The organism is Streptomyces sp. NPDC058650 (assembly GCF_042717315.1).
Classification (GTDB): Bacteria; Actinomycetota; Actinomycetes; order Streptomycetales; family Streptomycetaceae; genus Streptomyces.
In genome coordinates this window covers 104,397-126,370 of the sequence record NZ_JBHXRL010000023.1, presented here as the reverse complement: position 1 = coordinate 126,370, position 21,974 = coordinate 104,397, and the positions used below count along the sequence as shown (strand labels likewise).

Sequence of the window (21,974 nt, the reverse complement as noted above, 5' to 3'; positions counted from 1 at the left end):
CGTTCATTGTGGGGAGTGACAGGACGATGGAACACGAGTCGCGGACGGCGCGGCAATTGTGGGTGGACGACGAGAAGGGCCGGCAGCGGATGCCCGATCCGGTGCGTACCGCCGCCGTACGCGCCGTGATGATCACGTCGGTGACGCTCGTCCAGGGGGTGGTGGCCTTCTACTGTACGGTCGCGGGCTCCTGGCTGGCGTTCCCGATGACGGTCAGCTCGGTGGCGTCGACGGTCGTGGCCACCTGGAGTGTCCTCGACGTCTGGATCACCCGTCAGGTGTGGCGCCAGCGCAACGGCGTCGTGTCGGAGCCGAGCAGTACGGCGCGTCAGCTGCGCCGCGAGCGGCGCGCGGAGGGCCGGTCGGAGGGCAGAAGCCGGTCGGAGGGGCGGTCGGAGACGGCCTCGCTCTCCGAAGCGGCCTGACAGAACGAAGGAGCGGCCCGGTCCCCCGTCGTGGGGGCCGGGCCGCTCTGCCGTGGGTCAGGCGCCGGCCGGCCGTGCGGTGGGGCCGTCCGAGGCGTGCCGGCGGAACATCCGCGTCGCCGTGATCTCGCCGTGGATCGACTCACCCTCACCGGCCGCCTGCGGCAGGCCCGGACGCAGGTGCTCCTCCACGCTGATGTACTTGAGCCCGGCCCGCAGGTCGGCGTCGTTGCGCAGCCGGATCACCAGCGGGAACTCGGCCAGTGCCGTCGTGTCGAACAGGCCCGTCGTGTACAGCAGCTGGACGCCGAGCGCGTCCGACACGGCCCGCTGGAGCTCCAGCAGGTACGTGGCGTTGGCGCGGCCGATCGGGTTGTCCAGGAAGAGCGTGCCCGCGTGGCGGTGCTTGTCGCGGCCCCGGTCGTTGGAGCGGAGCGCCGCCATCGTGCAGTACAGGGCGATCGCCGCGGTGAGCAGCTGGCCGCCGGAGAAGACGTCGCCCATCTGCCCGACCGGCACCCGCTCGGCGCGCAGCACGGCGTCCGGCTTGAGGATCTCGACGGAGACGCCACGGGGTTCGAGCGCGGCCTGAACGCCCCGCAGCAGCAGGGACATGCCGTCGCGACGCAGGTCGGAGTTCTTCTTGACGGCGGCGCGGGTCGCCTCGTCGACGACCTCGCCGAGCCGCTCCGCGAGGGTGGCCTGATCGGGCTCCTCGAAGCGGATCCGCAGGAACTCCTGGCCCGACCACTCGCCGAGCCCCTCCGGGAGCCGGGAGAGCCGCTGCGCGGAGCGGAGGGTCGCGAGCGAGGACTCCACGAGACCGCGGAGCCGGTCCACGATCGAGTCGCGGTTGCGCTCCAGCTGCGCCAGTTCGTCCGTGAGGACCCGGAGCCGGGGCGCGAAGGCCTCGGCCCACTTGGCGGCGTGCTCGGGCAGCGCGGACGCGGGCAGTTCGCGGATCTGCTGGCGCGCCGGGGTGCGGACCTGCTCGTAGCGGGTGGAGTTGGCGTGCCGGACGAGGATGTCGCTCGCCTCGCGCACGGCGGCGTCGGCGCCGGACAGTTCGGCGGTGCAGCCACGCAGGGCGCGGCGCGCCTCGCCCGCCGTCGTGCGGGCCTCTTCCAGGGTGCCGGTGTACGTCTCGGACGCGTCGCGCTCCTCGTCGGCGTGGTCGCGGAGCAGGTCGCGCAGGAGGGCCGCCGTCTCGTCGAAGCCGCCCGCCGCGTCCTCGGCGGCGCGGTGGTCCCGGAGGAGCCCGGCGTGCGCGGCGCGCGCCGCGTCCAGGGCGTCGGTACGGGAGGCGAGTTCGCCGGTGGCGGTGCGCAGCAGGGCCTGCGCCTGTTCGGCGTCGGCGGGCACCCGGTCCTTGGGCAGCTCGGTGTGCGCCTCGCCGTCCTCGGGGGCCAGGCGCTCGGACTCGCCCCGGAGCCGGCCGAGCTTCTCGCTCGCCTCCGTTGCGCGCGACTCCAGCATCTGGACGAGGGACTCGGCGCGGGCCGCGGCCGCCTGGCGGGACGGTCCGTCGGCTCCGTCGGTGGACTCCAGGAGCTGCTCGGCGCGGGTGCGGACCTTGTTGGTGAGGCGGTCGAGCTCGGCGAGGGCGGCGGACTCGTCGCCCTCGGCGCGGGCCTGCTCGGCGCGCAGGTCGGCGCCGACGCCGACCTTCTCGTACAGCTGGGAGGCGGCCCGGTAGGCCTCGCGGAGGGTGGGGAGCGCGGTGCGGGGCGCGGCCGGGTCCTCCTCGGGCAGGGTGTCGGGGGCGCCGGCGATCTCGGCGCGCTCGGCGCGCAGGGCGCGGGCGGTGCGGTGGGCGTCGTCGGCGGCGCGCTGGGTCGCGCGGCGGTCCTCGTCGGCGGCGCGGGCGCGCTCCAGGCAGGTCTGGGCGCGGGCCTCGGACTCGGCGGCTTCGTCGGCGAGTTCGCGGAGCTTGGCCTGCCAGGCGGAGCGCTCGCGCAGCCGGAAGGCGAGGCCCGCGAGGGCGTCGGCGACGCGGCGGGCGCGCTGGGCGGCCTCCTGGCGCTCGTCCCGGAGGTGCGCCGCCTCGGCGGCGGCCTCGTCGGCCTCGCCGCGTGCCGTACGGGTCTCGGCGAGGGTCGCGGCGGCGGCCTCCGCGGTCTCGCGGGCGGTCGCGGCGACGGCCGCGAGCTCGGCGAGCATGCCGGGCGGGCAGTCGGCCCGCCAGGCGCCGATCCGGGAGGCGAGGGCGCGGTCGCCGGCGAGGCGGGCGGCGAGGGTGCGGATCTCCTCGTCGCGGGCGGTCGCGCGGGCGCGCAGGGCGTGCCGTTCCTCGTCGGCGGCCTGCTCGTCGTGCATGGCGGGGTTCGGCGGTACGAGGAAAACGCTGTGGACGCCGCTGTCCTCGCGCTCGCCCGTGTCCTGCGTCGGTACGGGGGCGAGCAGGGCGGCGGCGGTGCCGACGGCCACGGTGGAGCGGGGCAGCAGGGCTGCCGTGGCGAGGGCCTCGCGGGCGCGGCCGTACGACACGGGGTCGGTGATCACGACGCCGTCGACGAGCTCGGGGCGGGCGGCGAGGACGCGGGCGTGGTCGGCGGGGTCCACGGCCTGGGCGAGGTAGCGCCAGCCGGGGAGCGCGGGGATGCCCTGCTCGCCGAGGTACTCGACGGTGGCGAGGACGTCGGGGCCGGGCGGCAGCAGGCCGCCGTCGCCGAGGGCGCCGAGGATGCGGGAGTCGTCGGCCGCGGCGGTGCGCAGCTCGAAGAGCTGCCGCTCGGCCGAGGTGACGGCCTGGTCGAGCATGCCGCGCAGCTCGTCGGCGTACCGGTCGAACTCGGTGACGGTCAGCGGCCCCTGGGGGCCGGTCCCGGTTCCGGCGGGCAGGCCGAGCGCGGCGCCGGGGTCGGTCCCGCCCTCGGCGGTCGCGTCCGCGGTGTCGTCCTGCGGGGCGGGGCCCTCGGGCGTGCCGGCGCCCGCGCGCTGGCCCGGCAGGGGCGAGCCGCCGGTGGGGAGGCTCAGCAGCTCGGCGAGCCGTTCCTCGGAGGCGAGGGACTCGGCGGCACGGCGCTCCGCGTCGTAGGCGTTCCCCGCGGCCTCGGCGGCGTCCGCGGCGCGGGCGGCGGCGAGTTCGGCGCGGGACTCGGCGGCGCCGGCCTCGCGGGCGCGGTCGGCGGCGGTCCGGGCGGCCTCGCGGGCCGTGTCCCAGACGGCGACCGCGGTCTTCTCCGCGTCGCTCGCGGCGAGGGCGGCCCGCGCGGGGTCGGCGTCGGGCGCGGAGTCGTCGAGCCAGCCGGCCCGTACCGCCTCCGCGGTCTCCTGCTCGACCTCGGCGAGCCGCTGGCGCAGGTGGCCGGCCTCGCTGCGGGCCCGCTGGGCCTCGGTGGCGGCGGCCGTGGCGTCACGGTGGGCGGTCTCGCTCGCGTCCTGGAGGGCCGTGGAGCGCTCCTCCTCCTCGGCGGCGTGCCGCTCGCCCTCCTCGGCGGCGGCGGCGAGGGCCCGTACGAGATCGGCGGCGGCCTCCGCGCGGGCCGCGAGGGCCGGGGCGGCGTCGCGCTCGGCCTCGCGGATGGCGGCGGTCACGCGCGCGGAGCGGTCGCCCGCGGCGCGGTGGCGGAGGACGACCTCGGCCGCCTGCCAGGCCGCGTGCATGGTGCGGGCGTCGGTGAGCTCGCGGCGCTGGGAGGCGGCGCTCTTCTCGGCGACGGTCAGGGCCAGGGAGGCGTGCCGGTAGGCGAGTTCGGCGGAGATGAGCGCGCTGCGGCCGCGGGCGGTCTCGGCCTCGGCGACGGCGTGGGCGGCCGAGGTGACCTGCTGGGCGAGTTCGGCGGCGCGGCCGCGCTCCTCGTCGGCGCGGGCGGAGAGCCGGCGGGCGAGGGTACGGGTGCGCCGCTCGGCCGCCGTGTGGACGTCACGGGCGTGGGCGCGGGTTCCGGCGGCCTCGACGATGCGGCCGAGGAGGTCGACGGAGCCGGCCGTGAACTCGCGCTCGGCGGTCAGTTCGGCGCGGCGGCCGAGCTTGTTGCCGAAACCGCTGACGAGGTCGGCGAGGCCGTCGGTGTCCCGGGTGTCGGTGACCGCGCGCAGCAGGAGGTCGGTGAAGTCGGAGTCCTTCTTGACCGCGAAGAGACCGGCGGCCTCGCCCTCGTCGGCGTTCATCTCGCGCTGGTAGCGGAAGAGTTCGGGGTCGAGTCCGAGCTCGCCGAGGTGCTCGTTCCAGCGGTCGTGGATCTCCTCCCAGACGACCTCCAGGTGCGGGTACGCCTTGCCGGCCTCGGTGAGGGCGTCACGGAAGCCCTTCATCGTGCGGCGGCGGCCGGTGGCTCCGGAGGCGCCCTCGACGGGCCGGCGGACGGTGGTCGCCTCGGCGACGGGGAGGTTGTCCAGGCTGAGTCCGGGGCCGGGGCGGAAGGAGTACCAGGCCTCGGCGAACTTCCGCGGGTCGTTGGAGACCTGGCGGCCGCGCCACTCGCTGGCCTTGCCGACGACGACGAGTTCGCCCGTGAGGGTGTGCTGCCACTCCAGGGCGACGTGTCCGCAGTCGTCGGCGAGGAGGAACTTGCGCAGGACGCCCGAGCTGGCGCCGCCGAGGGTGTTGCGGTGGCCGGGGAGCATGACCGAGAAGATCAGCTTGAGGAGGACGGACTTGCCGCCGCCGTTCTCCAGGAAGAGCACGCCCGCGGGCGCGGGGCGGCGCGGCGGGCCGACCGGCTCCTCCTCGAAGAACTCCGCCTGGGCGGGGGCGGGGTGGGGAACGGGCGCGCCGACCCCGCGCAGGTCCAGGACGGTGTCGGCGTAGCGCGCGCCGGCGGGGCCGATGGAGTAGAGGCGGACCCGGGACAGCTCGTACATGGCGGGGGACTCTCGTGCTCGTCGTGCTCAGGAAGGTCGGTTACGCGGCGCGGGGCGGGGCGGTTGCGCGGGGCCGTTACGCGTGGAACGGGAGGCCCGCGTCGGCGGCGAGCTCCAGGTCGTCGCCCTCGGGCGGCGCGACGAGGGTCGCCGAGCCGTCGCTGACCGGCACGACGCCGAGTTCGAGGAGCTCGGCCATGGCGGCGGAGCCGGCCATGTCGCGGACCTGGAGCTGGTAGCGGGCGGTCGTGCGGTAGGAGCCGCCCCCCTCGTCGCCGGTGCGCTGGAGGAAGCCGGAGTCGGTGAGGAAGGCGGCGGCCTTGCCGACGATGCCGGTGGTGGATCCGGCGAGGCGGCGGGCGTCCTTGGTGGCTCCGGTGGCGCTGCGGCGGGCGTAGACGCGCCAGCCGGCCTCCAGGCCGGGGGCGTCGGAGGCCGGGTCGGTGTTCTCGCCGAGTTCCTCGGCCCGCTGCTCCAGCCGCAGACAGGCCTGGCGTACGAAGGCGTCGACGCCGTTGACGGTGAGGCGGCCGATGTACCCGTCGTCGGCGAGGTCCTCGGGGCGGGGGAAGGCCATGGCGGCGACGGCGAGGTGGGCAAGTCCGTGGAGGAACCGGTCGGCCGAGTCCGGCGAGGCGCGGCGGGCGTAGTCGCCCATGCGGACGGCGAAGACGGAGTCCTCACCGGCGGTGACGGCCATCCCGGCGCGCGGGGAGACCTCCAGGACGACGAGGCCGAGGCCGGTGGCGACGGCGTCGGCGAGGCGCGCGAAGGCGGGGTCCTCGCGGTAGCGGCGGAGCAGCTCCGTGTACTCGGCGTCCCGGGCCGGGAGCAGCTTGGGCTGGAGCCCGAAGGAGACGAGCCGGGCCGCGTCGGCCGCGTCGGCGGGGGTGACGGCGGACGGCGAGGAGGGGGCGGGGCCCGCCGGGTGGTGCGGGGGCTCCTGCTCGCTCCACGCGTCGGTGTGCTCGGCGTGGGTTTCGCTCACGGCTGGGGCTCCTCGGTGCGGCTCTCGGGCGGTACGTCGTCGGTGACGGGTCGGGGCGGGGGCACGGGCAGGGGCAGCGGTACGGGGATGACGGCCGCCGGAGCGGGCGCGGGGCGGCGGAAGGGCGCGGCGGGTTCGGCCGTGAGCCGCACGGCGCGCACGGTCGGGACGCTCCTGCGCCGGGACGCGGCGTCGGCGCGGGACGGCTCCGGCGCCGGTACGGCTCCGAGCCGGGGCTTCGTGCCGGGCTCGTTCCGGGACTCGGCACCGGCCTGGCCACGCGCACCGGCGGGCCGCTCCACGCGCACGGCCCGCACGCGCGGGCCCGCCTCGGCACCGGCCGGGCGGAGCGGCTCGGGCTCCGGTTCCGGTTCGGGCTCCGGCCGGGCGTCCTGCTCGGGTTCGGGGCGGAGCGGCTCGGATACCGGCTGGGGGTCCTGCTCGGGCCGCTGCCCGAGCGCTGCCGGCTGGGGGTCCTGCTCGGGTTCGGGGCGGAGCGGCTCGGATACCGGCTGGGGGTCCTGCTCGGGCCGCTGCCCGAGCGCCGCCGTCCCCGGCCTGGGGCCGGGGACGACGGTGGCGCCGCTCGGCCCGTCGGCCGGGGGCGCGATCGCCATCGGCTCGGCAGCGGCCGGCGGCGTCGGCGCGGATGGCTCGGGCGTCACCGACGCGGACGACCCAGGCTCGGACGTCACCGGCGTGGACGGCGCCCGCGTGGACGTCAGCGACTCGGACGTCACCGGCGTGGACGGCTCGCGCCCCGTCGGGTCGGACGACGTCCCGGACGTGTCCGTCGGGGACGTCGGGGGCTCCTGGCGTGCCTCAGGGCCCGGCGTGGGCGCGTCGGAGGAGTCCTCTGGGGCGATCGGGATGAGGGTCACGTGGCCTCCGAGCGGTCGGCGGCCATGCCCACCGCGTCGAGAAGGGCCGTACCGACGATGAGGTCGGCGCCGCCGAACTCGGGGTCGTCCAGCGGGGTGCCGTCGTCGACGGCGAAGAGGAGGCGCTCCTCGCCCTGGCGGTAGGCCGTGCCGACCGGCGGGCTGGCGGCGTGCACGGCGAGCAGGGCGACGAGGTAGGGCAGGTCGTCGTCCAGGAGGCGCGCCTCGGCCAGCAGCCCGGAGAGGCGGCGCGGGGCGTCGTGCTCCAGGTCGAGCAGGCGCATCGCGCTCGCGAGCTGCCCCTCGCTGAAGCGGGAGTCGTCGGGGGTGGCGATGAGGTCGGGCTCGGGCATCTCCGCGCCGAGGTGCTCGCGCTCCACGGGCGGGGCGAGGAGCAGGTCGACGAGGTCGCCGAGGCGGACGGACGCGGGGGTGCGGAGTCCGGTGCCGTGGGCGAAGAAGGCGTCGGTGACCTTCCCGGCCTGCACGACGGGAAGCGGCAGGATCGGGGCGACCAGCTGCCCGTACAGGTCGAGGCCGGTGTAAGCGGTGGGGGCGGCGAAGGCCTGCCGGTCCTGTTCGGCGCGGAAGAGCGGCCCGGCCTCCAGGAGACGGGACTGGAGCTGGGTGTGGCGCCGGATGCAGTCCTTGACGATGTCGACGAGCTCGGCGGCGCGGCGCTTGTGCTCGTGGTCCTCGGCCTCGTCGCGGGCCTTGCGGATGTTGGTGAGGATCGCGTTCTCGTGGCGGTAGCGGTCGGCCACGTGGTCGAGCGCCTCGTCGATCATGTCCGGGACCGCCTGGAGCCAGTCCACCGCGCGGACGTTGCGCCGGGTGGCCTCCAGGGTCTTGCGGAGGCTCTCGGCGTACTGCACGGTCCGGTACCGCGCCTGCTCGGCGGCGAGCTGCGCGTCGGCGAGGCGGCCCCGGCTGATGAGGACCTCCAGCTTCACCTCGGCGGCGATCTGGGCGCTGGTGACGTCGGTGTCGAGGGCGCCCACGAGGACGTTGACCGCTTCGTCGGTGGTGCGGAGGTAGACGCCGCCCCCGTAGCCCGGGACCTCCTCGATGAGCTTGAAGTCGTAGTCCCTGCGGACGTAGGTCCCGTCGGTGCCGAAAGTGCCGTAGACGGCGCGGAAGCCGCGGTCGACGCTGCCGACGTTGATCAGGTTCTCCAGGACCCAGCGGGCGACGCGCTCGTGCTCGGCGGCGGGGCGGGAGGGCGCCTGGGCGGCGACGCGGGGCAGCAGCCGGGCGACGATCTGCTCGTGGTCGGCGCCGGTGTCGAAGTCCATGTTGAGGGTGACGAGGTCGATCGCGGAGAGGGCCACCTCGGCCATCGCGTAGACCGTGTACTCGCCGGCCAGGTTCGCCTTGCGCGCGTCGAGGTCGTGCAGTGGGGCGGTGCACGCGAGCGCGCGGAGGCGCCGCGCGAGCCCTTCGTCGGCGGCCGGGCCCTGCGCGGGCCGCGGCGCCGCGCTGAGCTGGGGCGGAGCGAGGTCCGTCGAGGCAGGCGAAGTCACGGTGGACAGATTAGGTCCTCGAACTGACAACGGTCGAAACGGCGCAGATGCGACCGGGCTCGCGGAGGCCGCCGAGCCGCCCGTCAGGGGCCTGCCGGGCCGTCCACGGCCTGGGCGTAGGCGGCGGCGACGCGGGTGCGGGAGTCGTCGAGGTAGCGGGCGAGGAGCCGCTCCGCCGAGGCCCGCTCCCCGGCGCACAGGGCGTCCAGGATCTGCCGGTTCCGCAGGAGATAGGGCTCGTGCAGCACGCGGGGGTCGTCCACGACGTGGAAGGCGAGCCGGAGTTCGGCGAGGACGCCGCGCATCAGCTCGTCGGTGCGCGGGCTGCCGGCGAGGGCGACGAGCTCGCGGTGGAAGTGGATGTTGGCCGTGGAGACGCCCGGCCAGTCGTCGGTGCGGGCCGCGCTCTCGCCCTCCTCGACGGCGGCGACGAGGCCGTCGACGGCGTAGGGCGGCTGTCCGAGGCCTCGGACGACGGCGCACTCGACGAGCCGCCGGGTGCGGTAGATGTCGTCCACGTCACCCACGGCGAGGACCCGGACGAACACCCCGCGGTTGAGCTCGTGGACGAGCAGCCGCTCGTGGGTGAGGAGCCGGAAGGCCTCGCGGAGTGTGTTGCGGGACACACCGAGGGCGCCGCCGATGCTCTCCTCGGAGAGCCGGACGCCGGGCGGGAAGTAGCCCTCCGCGATCCGCGTCCGCAGGATGTCCGCGACCCGCTCCGCCGTGCTCGTACGCCCGAGCAGCGCGCGGTCGTCCGCCAGACCTCCGGCCTCACTCACGTCCACAGCGCCTCTCCCTTTCCGTTTCCGCGGCCGAGTCAACCGCAGAAAGCAGGAAGCGACAACATGCCTCTTGTCGGATCGTTGAACAATCCCCTACGTTGACGGCACAGACCCGGCAGCGGATCCAGGGCGAGCCCCCCGAACCGAGCAGCACCGCACAGCACCGCCGCACGACCAGGTGGGAAGGGAAGCACCACATGACCGGGGCCTCGATCGACCTCAACGCCGACCTCGGAGAGGGCTTCGGCCGCTGGACGCTGACCGACGACGAGCGACTGCTCTCCGTCGTCACCAGCGCCAACGTGGCCTGCGGCTTCCACGCCGGGGACGCGGCGACCATGCGGCGCGTCTGCGAGCTCGCGGCCGAACGGGGCGTACGGATCGGGGCCCAGGTGTCCTACCGGGACCTGGCCGGCTTCGGGCGGCGCTCGATGGACGTCCCGGCAGAGGAGCTGGCCGCCGAAGTGGCGTACCAGATCGGCGCCCTGGAGGTCTTCGCCCGGGCGGCGGGCTCGCGCGTCGCGTACGTGAAGCCGCACGGCGCGCTCTACAACCGGGTGGTCCGGGACGAGGAGCAGGCGGCGGCGGTCGTCGCGGGCGTCCTGCTCGCCGACCGGACGCTGCCCGTCCTGGGGCTCCCGGGGTCCCGGCTGCACGAGGCCGCTGCGGAGGCCGGACTTCCGGTCGTCCCCGAGGCCTTCGGCGACCGGGCCTACCGGGCTGACGGCTCCCTGGTGCCACGCGGGCAGGAGGGGGCCGTCGTCAGCGATCCGGCCTTGGTCGTGGAGCGCTCGGTGGCCATGGCCCGGTTCGGGGTTGTGACGGCGCACTGCGGAAGCGCCGTCGCCGTACGGGCCCGGTCGCTGTGCCTGCACGGGGACACCCCCGGCGCGGTGGACCTGGCCCGCCGGGTCCGGGAAGGCCTGGAGTCCTCCGGGCTCCGGGTGGCGGCCTTCGCATGAGCGTGCGGACGCTGCGCGTGGGCGAACGGGCCCTCCTGGTGGAACTGGCCGGCGGCGCGGAGACGGAGGCCTTCCACGCCGAGCTGCTGCGCCGACGGGCGGCGGGTGTGCTCCCCGCCGTACGGGAGATCGTGCCGGCGGCGCGGACGGTGCTGCTCGACGGGGTGGCGGACCCCGCCCGGCTCGCGGCGGAGGTGGAGCGCTGGGAGATCGGACCGCTCCACGCGCGCGTGGGCGCGGTGGTGGAGGTGCCGGTCCGCTACGACGGGCCCGATCTGGCGGAGGTCGCCGCGATGTGGGGGGTGTCCGTCGAGGGGGCGGTACGCCTCCACACGGCGGCCGAGTTCCGGGTCGCCTTCTGCGGGTTCGCGCCGGGCTTCGGCTATCTGACCGGTCTCGGCGAGCGGTACGAGGTGCCCCGGCGGGCCACCCCGCGCACCGCCGTCCCGGCCGGGTCGGTCGCGCTCGCCGGGCCCTACACGGGCGTGTACCCGCGTTCCTCCCCCGGCGGCTGGCAGCTGATCGGCACGACGGACGTCGTGCTCTGGGACGCCGGACGGGAGCCCGCCGCGCTGCTCGCGCCCGGCACCCGGGTCCGGTTCACGGTGGACGACCGGCCCGGCACGGAGATCGGTTCGGCGCCGGAGCCCGCCGCTGAGCACGGGTTCACGACGGAGGGCGGGCGGTGACCGACCGTGCCGTCGCCGTGGTCCGGGCCGGGGCGCTGACCACCGTGCAGGACCTGGGGCGCACGGGGTTCGCGCATCTCGGCGTGCCCCGCTCGGGCGCCCTCGATCCGGGAGCCGTACGGCTCCTCAACCGGCTCGCCGGCAACATCGGCGCCTCGGAGGGGGCGGCGGTCCTGGAGACCACCGTCGACGGGTGCGCGCTGCGGCCCCGGTGCGCCGTCACCGCCGCGGTGGGCGGGGCGCCCTGCCCGGTCCGGGTGGACGGGCGGCCGGCCGCCTGGGGGACGGCGATCCGCGTGCCGGCCGGGTCCCTCCTGGAGATCGGCGCGGCCGTCCGCGGGCTGCGCTCGTACGTGGCCTTCGGCGGCGGGATCGCCGTCGAACCGCTGCTCGGCAGCCGCTCCACCGACCTGCTGTCCGGGCTCGGCCCGGCGCCGCTGACCGAGGGTGCGGTGCTGCCGCTGGGGCCGGACACGGCCGTACGGGGGTCGGTCGACGCTCCTCCCTGGCCGGGCCCGCCGGACGAACTCGCCCTGCGGGTCCGGCTGGGCCCCCGCGACGACTGGTTCACCGCCGCCGCCCTGCGCACCTTCGCCACGCGCGCGTACCGGGTGTCGTCGGCGAGCAACCGGATCGGGCTGCGGCTCGAAGGACCGGCGCTCGACCGGGCCCTGCCGGGCGAGCTGGCGAGCGAGGGCATGGTCCTCGGCGCAGTGCAGGTGCCGCCGGACGGGCGCCCGGTGGTCTTCCTCGCGGACCATCCCACGACCGGGGGCTACCCGGTGGTCGCGGTGGTCCGGGAGGCCGACCTGGGCGCGGCGGCGCAGGCGGTGCCGGGGACTCCGGTGCGCTTCATGCTGACGCGCTGAGCCGGGACCCTCACGGGGAGGCGGGCGGCGGGCCGTAGCCTCCGCCGCCGGGGGTGCGCAGGACCAGGACGTCGTCGGGGCCCATCTCGGTCGTCGCCGCGCCGCCGAGGTGCTCGACGGTGCCGTCGGCGCGTTCCACGAGGTTCTCGCCGAGGGCGCCCGGCTCGCCGCCGGCCATCCCGTACGGCGGGACCCTGCGGTGTCCGGTGAGGAGGGCCACCGTCATCGGCTCCAGGAAGCGGATGCGGCGCTCCACGCCGTGGCCGCCGTGCCACCGGCCGTGCCCGCCGCCGTCCTCCCGTACCGCGAAGGAGTCGACCCGCACCGGGTGGCGCCATTCCAGGACCTCGGGGTCGGTGAGCCGGGAGTTGGTCATGTGGGTCTGGACCGCGTCGGCGCCGTCGAAGCCGTCCCCCGCGCCCGAGCCGCTGGCGACCGTCTCGTAGTACTGCACGCGCGCGTTGCCGAAGGTGACGTTGTTCATGGTGCCGGAGCCCTCGGCCTGGACGCCGAGGGCCGCGTACAGCGCGCCCGTGACGGCCTGGGAGGTCTCGACGTTTCCGGCGACGGTGGCGGCGGGGTGGACGGGCGCGAGCATGGAACCGGCCGGGACGCGGACCTCCAGGGGCTCCAGGCAGCCGCTGTTGAGCGGGATGTCCTCGTCGACGAGGGTGCGGAAGACGTACAGGACGGCCGCCATGACGACGGACGTGGGCGCGTTGGCGTTGCCGGGCAGCTGGGACGAGGTGCCGGTGAAGTCGACGACGGCGGAGCGCCGTTCGCGGTCGACGCGGACCGCGACCCGGATGACCGCGCCGCCGTCCGTCTCGTAGCGGTACGCGCCGTCGTGGAGTCGCGCGACGATGCGGCGGACGGACTCCTCGGCGTTGGCGCGGACGTGCCGCATGTACGCCTGAACGACGTCGAGACCGAACTCGTCGACGGTCCTGCGGAGTTCCTCGATGCCCTTCTCGTTGGCGGCGATCTGGGCGCGCAGGTCGGCGAGGTTGGTGTCGGGGTCGCGGGAGGGGTGGCGGGCGCCGGTGAGCAGGGCCCGGGTCTCGGCCTCGCGGAGCCGGCCGTCGCGGACGAGCAGCCAGTTGTCGAAGAGGACGCCCTCCTCCTCGATGGTGCGACTGAAGGCGGGCATGGAGCCGGGGGTGATGCCGCCGATCTCGGCGTGGTGGCCGCGCGAGGCGACGAGGAAGCGGAGCCCCTGGCCGGTGTCGTCGAAGACCGGGGTCACGACGGTCACGTCGGGCAGGTGAGTGCCGCCGTGGTACGGGTCGTTGATGGCGTACACGTCACCGGGCCGCAGGTCGTCCGCGCGCCGCCGCAGGACCTCTTTGATGGACTCGCCCATGGAGCCGAGGTGGACGGGGATGTGGGGCGCGTTGGCGATCAGGTTGCCCTCGGCGTCGAAGAGGGCGCAGGAGAAGTCGAGGCGTTCCTTGATGTTGACCGAGTGGGCGGTGTTCTCCAGGCGCACGCCCATCTGTTCGGCGATGGCCATGAAGAGGTTGTTGAAGACCTCCAGGAGGACCGGGTCCACCTCGGTCCCGGCGGCCACGCGCGCGGGGCGCGGTGTGACGCGGTGCAGGAGGAGGTGTCCGCCGTCGGTCGCGGTGGCCCGCCAGCCGGTGTCGACGACGGTCGTGGCGTCGGCTTCGGCGAGCAGCGCGGGGCCGTCGACGGTGTCGCCGGGGCGGAGGTCCTCGCGGCGGTGGAGAGGGGTGTCGTGGGGTGTGCCGCCGCTGTGCATCCGGACGGTGGCCCGGGGCGTGAGGGGGCCCGTCCGCTCGCCGGTGTCGACGAGGACGGGGCCGTGCGGGCCTGCGCTGCCGACGGCCTCCACGGAGACCGCCTCGACGACGAGCGGCTTGTCCATGGTGAACGCGTACCGAGTCCGGTGGAGGGCTGTGAACGCGGTTTTCATCGAAGCGGCGGGGGCGAGGTCGAGGGGGAGGCTCGCGTCCGTCCCCGCGTACCGCAGGAGCACGCGCGCATGGGTGGTGATCGCCGCGTCCGGCAGGCCGTCGGCGCGCAGGTCCTCACGGGTCCGCTCGGCGAGTTCGGCGCAGAGGGCCGTCACGCGCGCGTGGGTGTCGGGGGCGTCGAGCTCGGCCTCGACGGACCGCTCCCGCATGGCGGTGGCGTCGGCGAGCCCGATGCCGTACGCGGAGAGCACGCCGGCCAGTGGGGGTACGAGGACGGTGTCGATGCCCAGGGCGTCGGCGACGGCGCAGGCGTGCTGGCCGCCGGCGCCGCCGAAGCTGGTGAGGGCGTACCGGGTGACGTCGTGGCCGCGCTGGACGGAGATCTTCTTGACGGCGTTGGCCATGTTGAGGACGGCGATCTCCAGGAAGCCCGCGGCGACCTCCTCCGGGGTCCGGTCGCCGCCGGTCTCCGCGGCGAGGGCCGTGAACCGCTCGCGTACGACCTCGGCGTCCAGGGGCCGGTCGCCGGTCTCGCCGAACACGGCGGGGAAGTGGGCGGGCTGGACGCGGCCGAGCATGACGTTGGCGTCGGTGACGGTGAGCGGGCCGTCGCGGCGGTAGCAGGCGGGGCCGGGGACGGCGCCCGCAGAGTCGGGGCCCACGCGGTAGCGGCGGCCGTCGTAGTGGAGGACGGAGCCGCCGCCCGCCGCGACGGTGTGGATGCTCATCATGGGGGCCCGCATCCGCACCCCGGCGACCTGTGTACCGAGTTCACGCTCGAAGGCGCCCGCGTAGTGCGACACGTCCGTGGACGTGCCGCCCATGTCGAAGCCGATGACCCGCTCGTGTCCCGCCTGTGCCGAGGTGCGGGCCATGCCGACGACGCCGCCGGCCGGTCCGGACAGGACGGCGTCCTTGCCGCGGAAGTGGGCGGCCTCGCGCAGTCCGCCGTTGGACTGCATGAACATGAGGCGGATTCCGGCGAGTTCGCGGGCGACCTCGTCGACGTACCGGCGCAGGATCGGCGAGAGGTAGGCGTCGACGACGGTGGTGTCGCCGCGGGGGATCAGCTTGATGAGCGGGCTGACCTCGTGCGAGCAGCTGATCTGGGTGAAGCCGGCGGTCCTGGCGGCCTCGGCGATCCGGGTCTCGTGGGCAGGGTGGCGGTAGCCGTGCAGCAGGACGACGGCGACGGAGCGGAACCCGTCCTGGTAGGCGGCGGCGAGCGCCTCGGCGACGGCGGTGCCGTCCAGGGGGCGGACGACGTGGCCGTGGGCGTCGACGCGCTCCGGAACCTCGGCCACGCGCGCGTACACCGCCTCGGGCAGCACGATGTGCCGGTCGAAGAGCCGGGGCCTGTTCTGGTAGGCGATGCGGAGGGCGTCGCGGAACCCCTCGGTGACGAGGAGGAGGGTCGGTTCGCCGCGCCGCTCCAGGAGGGCGTTGGTGGCGACGGTGGTGCCCATCTTGACGACGGCGATCCGGTCGGCGGGGACGGGCTCGCCGGGGCCGAGGCCGAGGAGCGCGCGGATCCCGGCGACGGCGGCGTCCTGGTGGCGCGTGGGGTCGTGGTGACGTGTGGGGTCGTGGTCGTGGTCACGTGCGGGGTCGAGGTCACGTGCGGGGGCGTGGTCGCGTGTGGGGTCGTGGTCGCGTGTGGGGTCGTGCGAGAGCAGTTTGCGGGTGACGAGCCGCCCGTCGGGCCGCCGTCCGACGACGTCGGTGAAGGTGCCGCCCCGGTCGATCCAGAACTCCCAGCGCCCGTTCATCTCCCCATTGTGGCCGTGAGTGCGGCGGCGAGGGCGGCGTCCGCGCGCGCGTCCAGGGGTTCGGTGCCGGTGCCGTCGGCCCAGTGGCGGAGTTCGGCGCCGGCGAGCAGGAGCAGCTGTGGGAGCAGGTCGCGGCTGCGCCGCAGCACCCAGCCGGTTCCGGCGGTCGCGAGCCAGAGCAGGGCCTCCGCCCGGGTCGGCGGCGGCCCTGCGGGCTCCCGCGCGGGCGGTGCGCCGTGGGCGAGCCCCCGGGCGGCGAGGAGCCGGTGGAAGCCCGCGGCGACGGCCCGGTGGCCGCGTTCGCCCGGGTGGAGCCGGTCGGCGCTCCAGAGGGCGCGGTCCTCGGTCCAGGTGTCGTCGACGAGGTGCAGGTGGACCGTGTCGTACCGGTCGGACAGGGCGTGCACGACCGCGTTGACGGTGCGCTGGCGGCGCGCCAGCGGGCGGGCCAGGGGCGGCGGCAGGCCGAGCATCCGCCCGGGGTCGGGCAGGCACGCGGTGAGCAGGACGGCTCCGGCGGCGTCGAGGTCCGCGAGGACGCGGTCGAGGTGCTGGGCGAGGAGCGCGATGTCGAAGGTGCGGCGCAGCGTGTCGTTGACCCCGACCACCACGGAGGCGAGGTGCGGCCGGAAGGCGAGGGCCCGGCGCCGCTGGTCCTCGTCGACGTCCCGGCTGAGGGCGCCGCCGACGGCGAGATTCAGGAGCTGCGTCTTCCGTCCCTCGGCCGCGAGTCCGTCGGCGAGCAGGGGCGCCCAGCCGCGCCAGGCCCCGTCCACCCGGTCGCCGACGCCCTCGCTGAACGAGTCGCCGAGCACGGCGAAGCGGACGGGGCCGGCGGTGGCTCCGGACCCGGGAGGCACCGCCGTCCGGGACCCGAGGGACGACTCGACGGTCATCGGCGTGCCTCCTCGGTGCGGGACGGTACGGCCCGCGGCGGCAGCGAGGGCCAGGAGACGGCGGGCGGTGCGGGCGCCGGTACGGGAGACGGGGCGGACGCCGGTACGGAAGCCGGGGCGGACGCCGGTACGGAAGCCGGCGGCGCGTCGTGGGCGTGGAGGAACGCGGCCACCGACCGGTCCCAGGTGAATCGCTCCGCACGCGCGCGTGCGGCCGCGCGGCGGGCGGCCTCGGGAACGGCCAGCACCCCTCGTACCGCCTCCGCGAAGGCCTGCGGGGTGTCGGCGGCCACGGCCCCCGCGAGCCCGACGACCTCCGGGAGGGCGGAGGAGGCGCTGACGACGACCGGAGTACCGCAGGCGAGGGCCTCCAGGGCGGAGAGGCCGAACGTCTCCGCGGGCCCCGGGGCCAGGCACACGTCCGCCGCGGCCTGGAGATCCGCGAGGGCCTCCCGGTCGGCGACGTGCCCGAGGAACCGCACAGGAAGGCGTCGCTCGCGAGCCCGCCGCTCCAGGGCGCCCCGGAGGGGCCCGTCGCCCGCGACGACCAGCGCCGCCCGGAGCCCGGCGCCCCGGAGCTCCGCGAGGGCGTCCAGGGCCGTGCCGGGCCGCTTCTCGACGGAGAGCCGCGAGCACAGGGCCAGGAGCACCCGTTCCCCGTCCGCGTACCGGGCGCGCAGCACGGTGCTGCGGCGGCCGGGCCGGCAGCGTTCCAGGTCCACGCCGAGCGGAGCCCGTACGACGTTGCGCGCCCCGATCCGCAGGAACTCGCGCTCCGCCCACTCCGTGGTGCAGACGATCCGGGCGAAGGCCCAGGCCGTGCGGCGGTTGAGCCGGTCCGCCGCGCGGGCCGCGAGCGCCGGCGGAACGCCCCAGGTGCGCAGCACCCCGTCCGCCGTCTCGTGGGAGACCATCGCCGACGGCACCCGGGCGCGGCGCGCCCACTCCCCCGTCCACCGCAGGGTCGTACGGTCCGAGACCTCGATCCGGTCGGGGGAGAGTTCGTCGAGGAGGCGGCCGACCCGGCGCCGGTCGGCGAGGACCCGGTAGCCGCCGGTGCCGGGCAGGACGGGCCCCGGGAGGGTGATGACCCGGCCCTGCTCGGTGTGGTGGTCGCTCGCGACGTCGCCGGGGACGAGGAGGACGGGTTCGTGCCCGGCAGCGAGGTAGCCGCGGCCGAGCTGGTCGAGCGCGGTGCGCAGGCCGCCGGAGGTGGCGGTCACGAAGTTGGCGAGCCGCACGATCCGGAGCCCGCCGCCCGGCCCACTGCTCGGGCCGCCGCCCGGCCCTCCGCCCGGCCCTCCGCCCGGCGCGGTGCGCGCGCCGTTCATGCCGCCACCGCCGTCCGCTCGCGCAGGACCTCCTGATAGTGGCCGATCAGCTCGTCGCCGAGCGCCTCCCAGGTGCGGCCCTCGACGGCGGCCCGGCCGGCGAGGCCGTAGGCGGCGCGCACGTCCGGGGCGGCCGCGAGCGAGGTGACGGCCTCCCGCAGCGCGTCCGGGTCGCCCGGCGGTACGAGGAGCCCCGTACGCCCGTGGTCGACCAGGTCCAGGGGCCCGCCGGCGGCCGGGGCGATCACCGGGACGCCGCTCGCCATGGCCTCCTGGACGGTCTGGCAGAACGTCTCGTACGGGCCGGTGTGGACGAAGACGTCGAGCGAGGCGAAGATCCGGGCCAGGTCGTCGCCGGTACGGCGGCCCAGGAACCGGGCGTCCGGCAGGGCGCCGCGCAGCCCGGGCCCGCTGGGCCCGTCGCCGACGACGACGGTCCGCACGCCCGGTACGCCGCGGATCCCGGCGAGCAGGTCCACGCGCTTCTCCGGCGCGAGACGGCCGACGTAGCCGACGAGGACTTCGCCGCCGGGAGCGAGTTCGCGGCGCAGGCCGGCGTCGCGCAGGTCGGGGCGGAAGCGGACGGTGTCCACGCCGCGCCCCCACAGCCGGATGCGGCGGATGCCCTGGGCCTCCAGGTCGCGTACGGCGGCGGACGACGGGGCGAGGGTGCGGTCGGCGGCGCCGTGGACGGCGCGCAGCCGGCGCCAGGCGGCGCCCTCGCCGGTGCCCACGTACGTACGGGCGTATCCGGCGAGGTCGGTCTGGTAGACGGCGACGGCGGGGATGCCGAGCCGGGCGGCGGCCGTCATTCCGCGCACCCCGAGGACGAAGGGTCCCGCGAGGTGGACGAGGTCGGCGCCGTGCGCGGCGATGGCGGCGGCGACGCGGCGGCTGGGCAGCGCGACCCGGACCTGGGGATAGCCGGGCAGGGGCAGCGAGGGCACCCGGACGACGGCGCAGGGTGCGTCGGCGTCCGCCGCCGGGTCGGCGACGGCGGGGGCGATGACGAGCGGAACGTGGCCCCGTCGGACGAGGTGGCGCGCGGTCTGAAGGGCGCAGTGCGCCACACCGTTGACATCGGGAGGGAAGGATTCTGTGACGATGACGACACGCATACGGGTGTTGTCGTCCCGCTTGGCGTGTACCCGCCGACGTCGATCTGGACGGCGGGGGAACGTCCCATGAGCGTTTCGCCGTGAGCTCCGGCGGGCTCGCCGGGCGTCCGGTCACCGGACGCCCGGGGCGGGGCCACGATCGGCGGGATCTCCGCCGCAGGCCGCGCCGCCCCGGGGTCCGGGAGTCGGTCGGAACGGGCCTTCAGACCTGGGGAGGGGTCAGATCTGGGGCCGGGTCAGACCTGGAGATCCGGTCCTATCCGGTTGCGCACCGCGGTCTGGACCTCGGCTTCCTCGGCCGGGTCGGCGGCGAGGCGGCGGAGCCGCTCGGCGACCCGTACGTCGCCGGTCTCGGCGTGCTGGGCGGCCACCTCGCGGGTGGTCTCCTCGCAGTCCCAGAGGCACTCGACGGCGAAGCCGGTCGCGAAGGTGGGGTCGGTGGCGGCGAGCGAGCGGGCCACTCGTCCGCGCAGCTGGGAGGAGGACGTCTCGCGGTAGACGTGGCGGAGCACGGGTGCGGCGCAGGCGATGTCGAGGCGGCCCGCCCCGTCGACGAGGACGGCGAGTTCGGGAGCGTCGGGTCCGGCGGAGCGGATGGTCCCGCGCAGCGCCCCGAGGACGAGTCCGGCGTCCTGCGCGGTGCCGCGGCAGGCGAGGACCTCGGCGGCGGCGGTGCCGAGCTCGTCGGTGCGCCGGACCCACGCGCGGGCACGGGCGACCGCGTCCTCGCCGCACATGCGCCGGTAGGCGGCGACGGCCGCCTCGGCGACAGTGCGGGATCCGCCGTCGACGGCGGCCTCCACCAGGTCGAGGACGGCGGGGTCCCGCGATGCGGCGAGGTGGTGGAGCGCGGCTCCGCGCGCCCCCGTCGAGCCGTCGCGGGCGGCGGCGAGGATTTCGGGACGGTCCTCGGGACCGGCGACGGCGGCGAGGCAGCGGGCGGCGGGGCCGTAGAGCACGGCACCTCGCTCGTACCCCGCCTGCGCCCAGTCGAGGACGGCGCGCACGCTCCAGCCGGGGCGGGGACCCGCGGGGCGCATCTGGCGCTGCCAGCGGTCGAAGGACCCCTGTTCCTGCGCGGCCCTGACGCGGGCGCCCACGGCGTCCCGCTGGTCCTCGGCCCACAGCCGCCAGGGCCGGGGCTCGAAGGCGTCGCGCACGACGGTCGCCAGTTCGGCGTCGCCCGCCGGGTCGGCCGGGAAGCGGGCGAGCACGGGGAGGGCGAGCCCGCGGAGCCCGGCGTCGTCGTCGCGCAGGGCCAGCTCGTCCAGGGCCCAGGCCCAGTTCGAGCCGGTCGCCGCGTAGCTCCGGAGCAGGAGCAGGGCGTCCTGGCGTCCGTAGGAGGCGAGGTGCCCCAGGACGGCGAGCGCGAGCCCGGTCCTGGACTCCTCGGGGTCGAGGTGGTCCTCGGCACCGAAGAGGTGCGCCTCGATCTCGTCGAGACCGCCGTGGAGGTCCAGGTAGAGACGGGCGTAGTAAAGGGAGCGGTTCTCGACCTGCCAGTCGTGGCGGGGGTCGGCGAGAACGCAGTGGTTGAGGGCCGCGAGGGCCTCGGCCCGTGGCGCGGCGAGCGCGTGCAGGGTGCCGTCGCCGCGGCCCCTCTGCAGCAGGCCGAGCAGGGTGCCGCTCGGCGCTATGACTGGATCGAACATGGAAGACGCCTCACATCAAGCTGTCGACACGACCGGGGGAGACCGGGAAAACCCGGGTCAGGCGGTACATCTCTGTACACCTAGGCCGTGCGGCAACATGTCGGGCCGCTCGTCGTCCTTCGCTTGCCAGTGACCATCTTCCTCTACCTCTCGTCGGTGGCCCGGTCTGCCGGGCTCGACGTCATGATGACCCACCCATTTCGCCACCGCGACCACATTTACGACGCTGCTCTCACCTGGGGTTCAGTACCCGTTCACCGGGCTCCGAAGAGCTCCAGGAGGTCGGCCTTGCCGAACATGCGGGCGGTGTCGACGGCGGACGGAGTCCCGGACTCCGGATTTGCGCCGCCGGCGAGCAGGGCGCGGATGACGGCGTCCTCGCCCTTGAAGACGGCGCCCGCGAGCGGGGTCTGGCCGCGGTCGTTGGCGCGGTCCGCGTCGGCACCGCGCTCCAGGAGGGCCGAGACCGCGGCGGCGTGGCCGTGGTAGGCGGCGAGCATGACGAGGGAGTCGCCCTTGTCGTTGGTGAGGTTCGCCGGGACGCCCGCGTCGACGTAGGCGGCCAGGGCGGCGACGTCCCCCGTGCGCGCGAGGTCGAAGACCTTGGACGCCAGCTCGATGACCTCGGGGTCCGGAGTCTCGCTCATCGGGTGGAACCGCCTCTCTCCTGCAGTGTTGACCTGCGCACGGCAAGCGCGGCCGTACGAGTGAATCGACAGGGTACTGCCCGTCGGGCGACATGACCGCGCCCGACTGAGGCGAAGATCACCGCGATCCACCCTCGACTCGCCTCTAGCTCACCGCCGGGTTTTCGCCACCCGGCGAGGCATCCGCGTTGCGCCGGTCAAGTGAAATCAGGCGAATTTCACTCTCATGCACCTTTAGTCACATAGATACTTGCTGTGAACCTGGAAGGACTCATGGTGACTGTCCCCTCAACCAGGAGAACACCAAATGATCCTGTCCATCTCAGGCGTGGTCCTGCTCGGCATCATCTGCTTCCTGTTCTTCAAGAAGGACGGGATGAAGGCCTCCCACGCCCTCGTCAGCGCGCTGTTCGGCTTCTACCTCGCGGGCACCGCCATCGCCCCGAGCATCACGGCGGGCGGGCAGAGCCTCGCCGGTCTCCTGGGCGGAATCAAGTTCTGACGCCCCGAGGGGGCGCCCCGCCCCCGCCCCCTCAATCAGGGGGTGTCTTGTCGATCAGGCCGGGCTCGCGGTGTCCGGCACCGCGCCTCGCCGCGTTGTCGCCACTCGCCGTGGCTCCCTCCTCCGCCGTGCGACGCACGGCACCAGACACCGCTCCCTGATCCGGCCTGATCGACAAGACACCCCCTAGCCCC

The 21,974-nt window shown here is 75.6% G+C and carries 16 protein-coding genes; 5 read left to right on the top strand and 11 right to left on the bottom strand.

What is annotated here, in order from left to right:
• The first annotated feature begins 26 nt into the window (after positions 1 to 26).
• Positions 27 to 425: a hypothetical protein gene (locus tag ACFWWU_RS31320; RefSeq protein WP_384150500.1), complete on the top strand. Its 399-nt coding sequence runs from the start codon at positions 27 to 29 to the stop codon at positions 423 to 425.
• Positions 426 to 482: 57 nt separating this feature from the next.
• On the opposite strand, the gene ACFWWU_RS31315 is transcribed toward ACFWWU_RS31320, so the two are convergent.
• The 5 genes from ACFWWU_RS31315 to ACFWWU_RS31295 form a co-directional block, all read right to left on the bottom strand.
• Positions 483 to 5,231 (bottom strand): hypothetical protein, encoded by a 4,749-nt coding sequence (locus tag ACFWWU_RS31315; protein ID WP_384150498.1) that lies wholly within the window; start codon positions 5,229 to 5,231, stop codon positions 483 to 485.
• A gap of 76 nt (positions 5,232 to 5,307) precedes the next feature.
• A complete protein-coding gene (locus tag ACFWWU_RS31310) occupies positions 5,308 to 6,219 on the bottom strand; it encodes a hypothetical protein (RefSeq protein WP_384150495.1) in 912 nt (303 codons plus the stop codon).
• Entirely contained in the window at positions 6,216 to 7,100 is an 885-nt protein-coding gene (locus ACFWWU_RS31305; RefSeq protein ID WP_384150492.1) for a hypothetical protein, read from the bottom strand. The genes ACFWWU_RS31310 and ACFWWU_RS31305 overlap by 4 nt, the downstream gene beginning before the upstream one ends.
• The gene (locus tag ACFWWU_RS31300) at positions 7,097 to 8,623 is read right to left on the bottom strand and encodes a hypothetical protein (protein ID WP_384150489.1); all 1,527 of its coding nucleotides are present in this window, start codon (positions 8,621 to 8,623) and stop codon (positions 7,097 to 7,099) included. Before ACFWWU_RS31300 ends, ACFWWU_RS31305 begins: the two co-directional genes overlap by 4 nt.
• Before the next feature lie 83 nt (positions 8,624 to 8,706).
• Positions 8,707 to 9,411 carry a GntR family transcriptional regulator gene (locus tag ACFWWU_RS31295; RefSeq protein ID WP_384150482.1) on the bottom strand — a complete coding sequence of 235 codons (705 nt, stop codon included), beginning with the start codon at positions 9,409 to 9,411 and terminating at the stop codon, positions 8,707 to 8,709.
• A gap of 194 nt (positions 9,412 to 9,605) precedes the next feature.
• Here ACFWWU_RS31295 and ACFWWU_RS31290 point away from each other — a divergent pair, with 194 nt between their 5' ends.
• The 3 genes from ACFWWU_RS31290 to ACFWWU_RS31280 are packed head-to-tail and all read left to right on the top strand — an operon-like array spanning position 9,606 to position 11,928.
• Positions 9,606 to 10,370, top strand: a complete 765-nt coding sequence (locus ACFWWU_RS31290; protein ID WP_384150479.1) for a LamB/YcsF family protein — start codon at positions 9,606 to 9,608, stop codon at positions 10,368 to 10,370.
• Positions 10,367 to 11,059 carry an allophanate hydrolase subunit 1 gene (locus ACFWWU_RS31285; RefSeq protein ID WP_384150476.1) on the top strand — a complete coding sequence of 231 codons (693 nt, stop codon included), beginning with the start codon at positions 10,367 to 10,369 and terminating at the stop codon, positions 11,057 to 11,059. Before ACFWWU_RS31290 ends, ACFWWU_RS31285 begins: the two co-directional genes overlap by 4 nt.
• Positions 11,056 to 11,928, top strand: coding sequence for a biotin-dependent carboxyltransferase family protein (locus ACFWWU_RS31280; protein ID WP_384150473.1), 873 nt, complete (start codon positions 11,056 to 11,058; stop codon positions 11,926 to 11,928). Before ACFWWU_RS31285 ends, ACFWWU_RS31280 begins: the two co-directional genes overlap by 4 nt.
• Positions 11,929 to 11,938: 10 nt before the next feature.
• Here the strand turns inward: ACFWWU_RS31280 and ACFWWU_RS31275 are convergent, their stop codons facing one another.
• From ACFWWU_RS31275 to ACFWWU_RS31250, 6 genes are all read right to left on the bottom strand, one after another.
• Positions 11,939 to 15,634, bottom strand: a complete 3,696-nt coding sequence (locus ACFWWU_RS31275; protein ID WP_384150470.1) for a hydantoinase B/oxoprolinase family protein — start codon at positions 15,632 to 15,634, stop codon at positions 11,939 to 11,941.
• Positions 15,631 to 16,530 (bottom strand): SGNH/GDSL hydrolase family protein, encoded by a 900-nt coding sequence (locus ACFWWU_RS31270; protein WP_384150467.1) that lies wholly within the window; start codon positions 16,528 to 16,530, stop codon positions 15,631 to 15,633. The genes ACFWWU_RS31275 and ACFWWU_RS31270 overlap by 4 nt, the downstream gene beginning before the upstream one ends.
• Positions 16,527 to 17,861 carry a glycosyltransferase gene (locus ACFWWU_RS31265; protein WP_384150464.1) on the bottom strand — a complete coding sequence of 445 codons (1,335 nt, stop codon included), beginning with the start codon at positions 17,859 to 17,861 and terminating at the stop codon, positions 16,527 to 16,529. The genes ACFWWU_RS31270 and ACFWWU_RS31265 overlap by 4 nt, the downstream gene beginning before the upstream one ends.
• Entirely contained in the window at positions 17,858 to 18,979 is a 1,122-nt protein-coding gene (locus tag ACFWWU_RS31260) for a glycosyltransferase family 4 protein (RefSeq protein WP_384150461.1), read from the bottom strand. The genes ACFWWU_RS31265 and ACFWWU_RS31260 overlap by 4 nt, the downstream gene beginning before the upstream one ends.
• Positions 18,980 to 19,215: 236 nt before the next feature.
• Positions 19,216 to 20,631: a HEAT repeat domain-containing protein gene (locus tag ACFWWU_RS31255; protein WP_384150458.1), complete on the bottom strand. Its 1,416-nt coding sequence runs from the start codon at positions 20,629 to 20,631 to the stop codon at positions 19,216 to 19,218.
• Positions 20,632 to 20,885: 254 nt separating this feature from the next.
• Positions 20,886 to 21,278 (bottom strand): ankyrin repeat domain-containing protein, encoded by a 393-nt coding sequence (locus ACFWWU_RS31250; protein WP_384150456.1) that lies wholly within the window; start codon positions 21,276 to 21,278, stop codon positions 20,886 to 20,888.
• 307 nt (positions 21,279 to 21,585) lie between these two features.
• Here ACFWWU_RS31250 and ACFWWU_RS31245 point away from each other — a divergent pair, with 307 nt between their 5' ends.
• Positions 21,586 to 21,780 carry a hypothetical protein gene (locus ACFWWU_RS31245; RefSeq protein ID WP_015032212.1) on the top strand — a complete coding sequence of 65 codons (195 nt, stop codon included), beginning with the start codon at positions 21,586 to 21,588 and terminating at the stop codon, positions 21,778 to 21,780.
• The last annotated feature ends 194 nt before the right edge of the window (positions 21,781 to 21,974 follow it).

What these genes read in the sequence shown, in the direction of transcription:
- ACFWWU_RS31320 (WP_384150500.1), top strand. Translation starts at nt 27, where the DNA reads ATGGAACACGAGTCGCGGACGGCGCGGCAATTGTGGGTGGACGACGAG.
- ACFWWU_RS31265 (WP_384150464.1), bottom strand. Translation starts at nt 17,861, where the DNA reads ATGAACGGCGCGCGCACCGCGCCGGGCGGAGGGCCGGGCGGAGGGCCG.
- ACFWWU_RS31250 (WP_384150456.1), bottom strand. Translation starts at nt 21,278, where the DNA reads ATGAGCGAGACTCCGGACCCCGAGGTCATCGAGCTGGCGTCCAAGGTC.
- ACFWWU_RS31275 (WP_384150470.1), bottom strand. Translation starts at nt 15,634, where the DNA reads ATGAACGGGCGCTGGGAGTTCTGGATCGACCGGGGCGGCACCTTCACC.
- ACFWWU_RS31255 (WP_384150458.1), bottom strand. Translation starts at nt 20,631, where the DNA reads ATGTTCGATCCAGTCATAGCGCCGAGCGGCACCCTGCTCGGCCTGCTG.
- ACFWWU_RS31245 (WP_015032212.1), top strand. Translation starts at nt 21,586, where the DNA reads ATGATCCTGTCCATCTCAGGCGTGGTCCTGCTCGGCATCATCTGCTTC.
- ACFWWU_RS31315 (WP_384150498.1), bottom strand. Translation starts at nt 5,231, where the DNA reads ATGTACGAGCTGTCCCGGGTCCGCCTCTACTCCATCGGCCCCGCCGGC.
- ACFWWU_RS31260 (WP_384150461.1), bottom strand. Translation starts at nt 18,979, where the DNA reads ATGCGTGTCGTCATCGTCACAGAATCCTTCCCTCCCGATGTCAACGGT.
- ACFWWU_RS31290 (WP_384150479.1), top strand. Translation starts at nt 9,606, where the DNA reads ATGACCGGGGCCTCGATCGACCTCAACGCCGACCTCGGAGAGGGCTTC.
- ACFWWU_RS31285 (WP_384150476.1), top strand. Translation starts at nt 10,367, where the DNA reads ATGAGCGTGCGGACGCTGCGCGTGGGCGAACGGGCCCTCCTGGTGGAA.
- ACFWWU_RS31270 (WP_384150467.1), bottom strand. Translation starts at nt 16,530, where the DNA reads ATGACCGTCGAGTCGTCCCTCGGGTCCCGGACGGCGGTGCCTCCCGGG.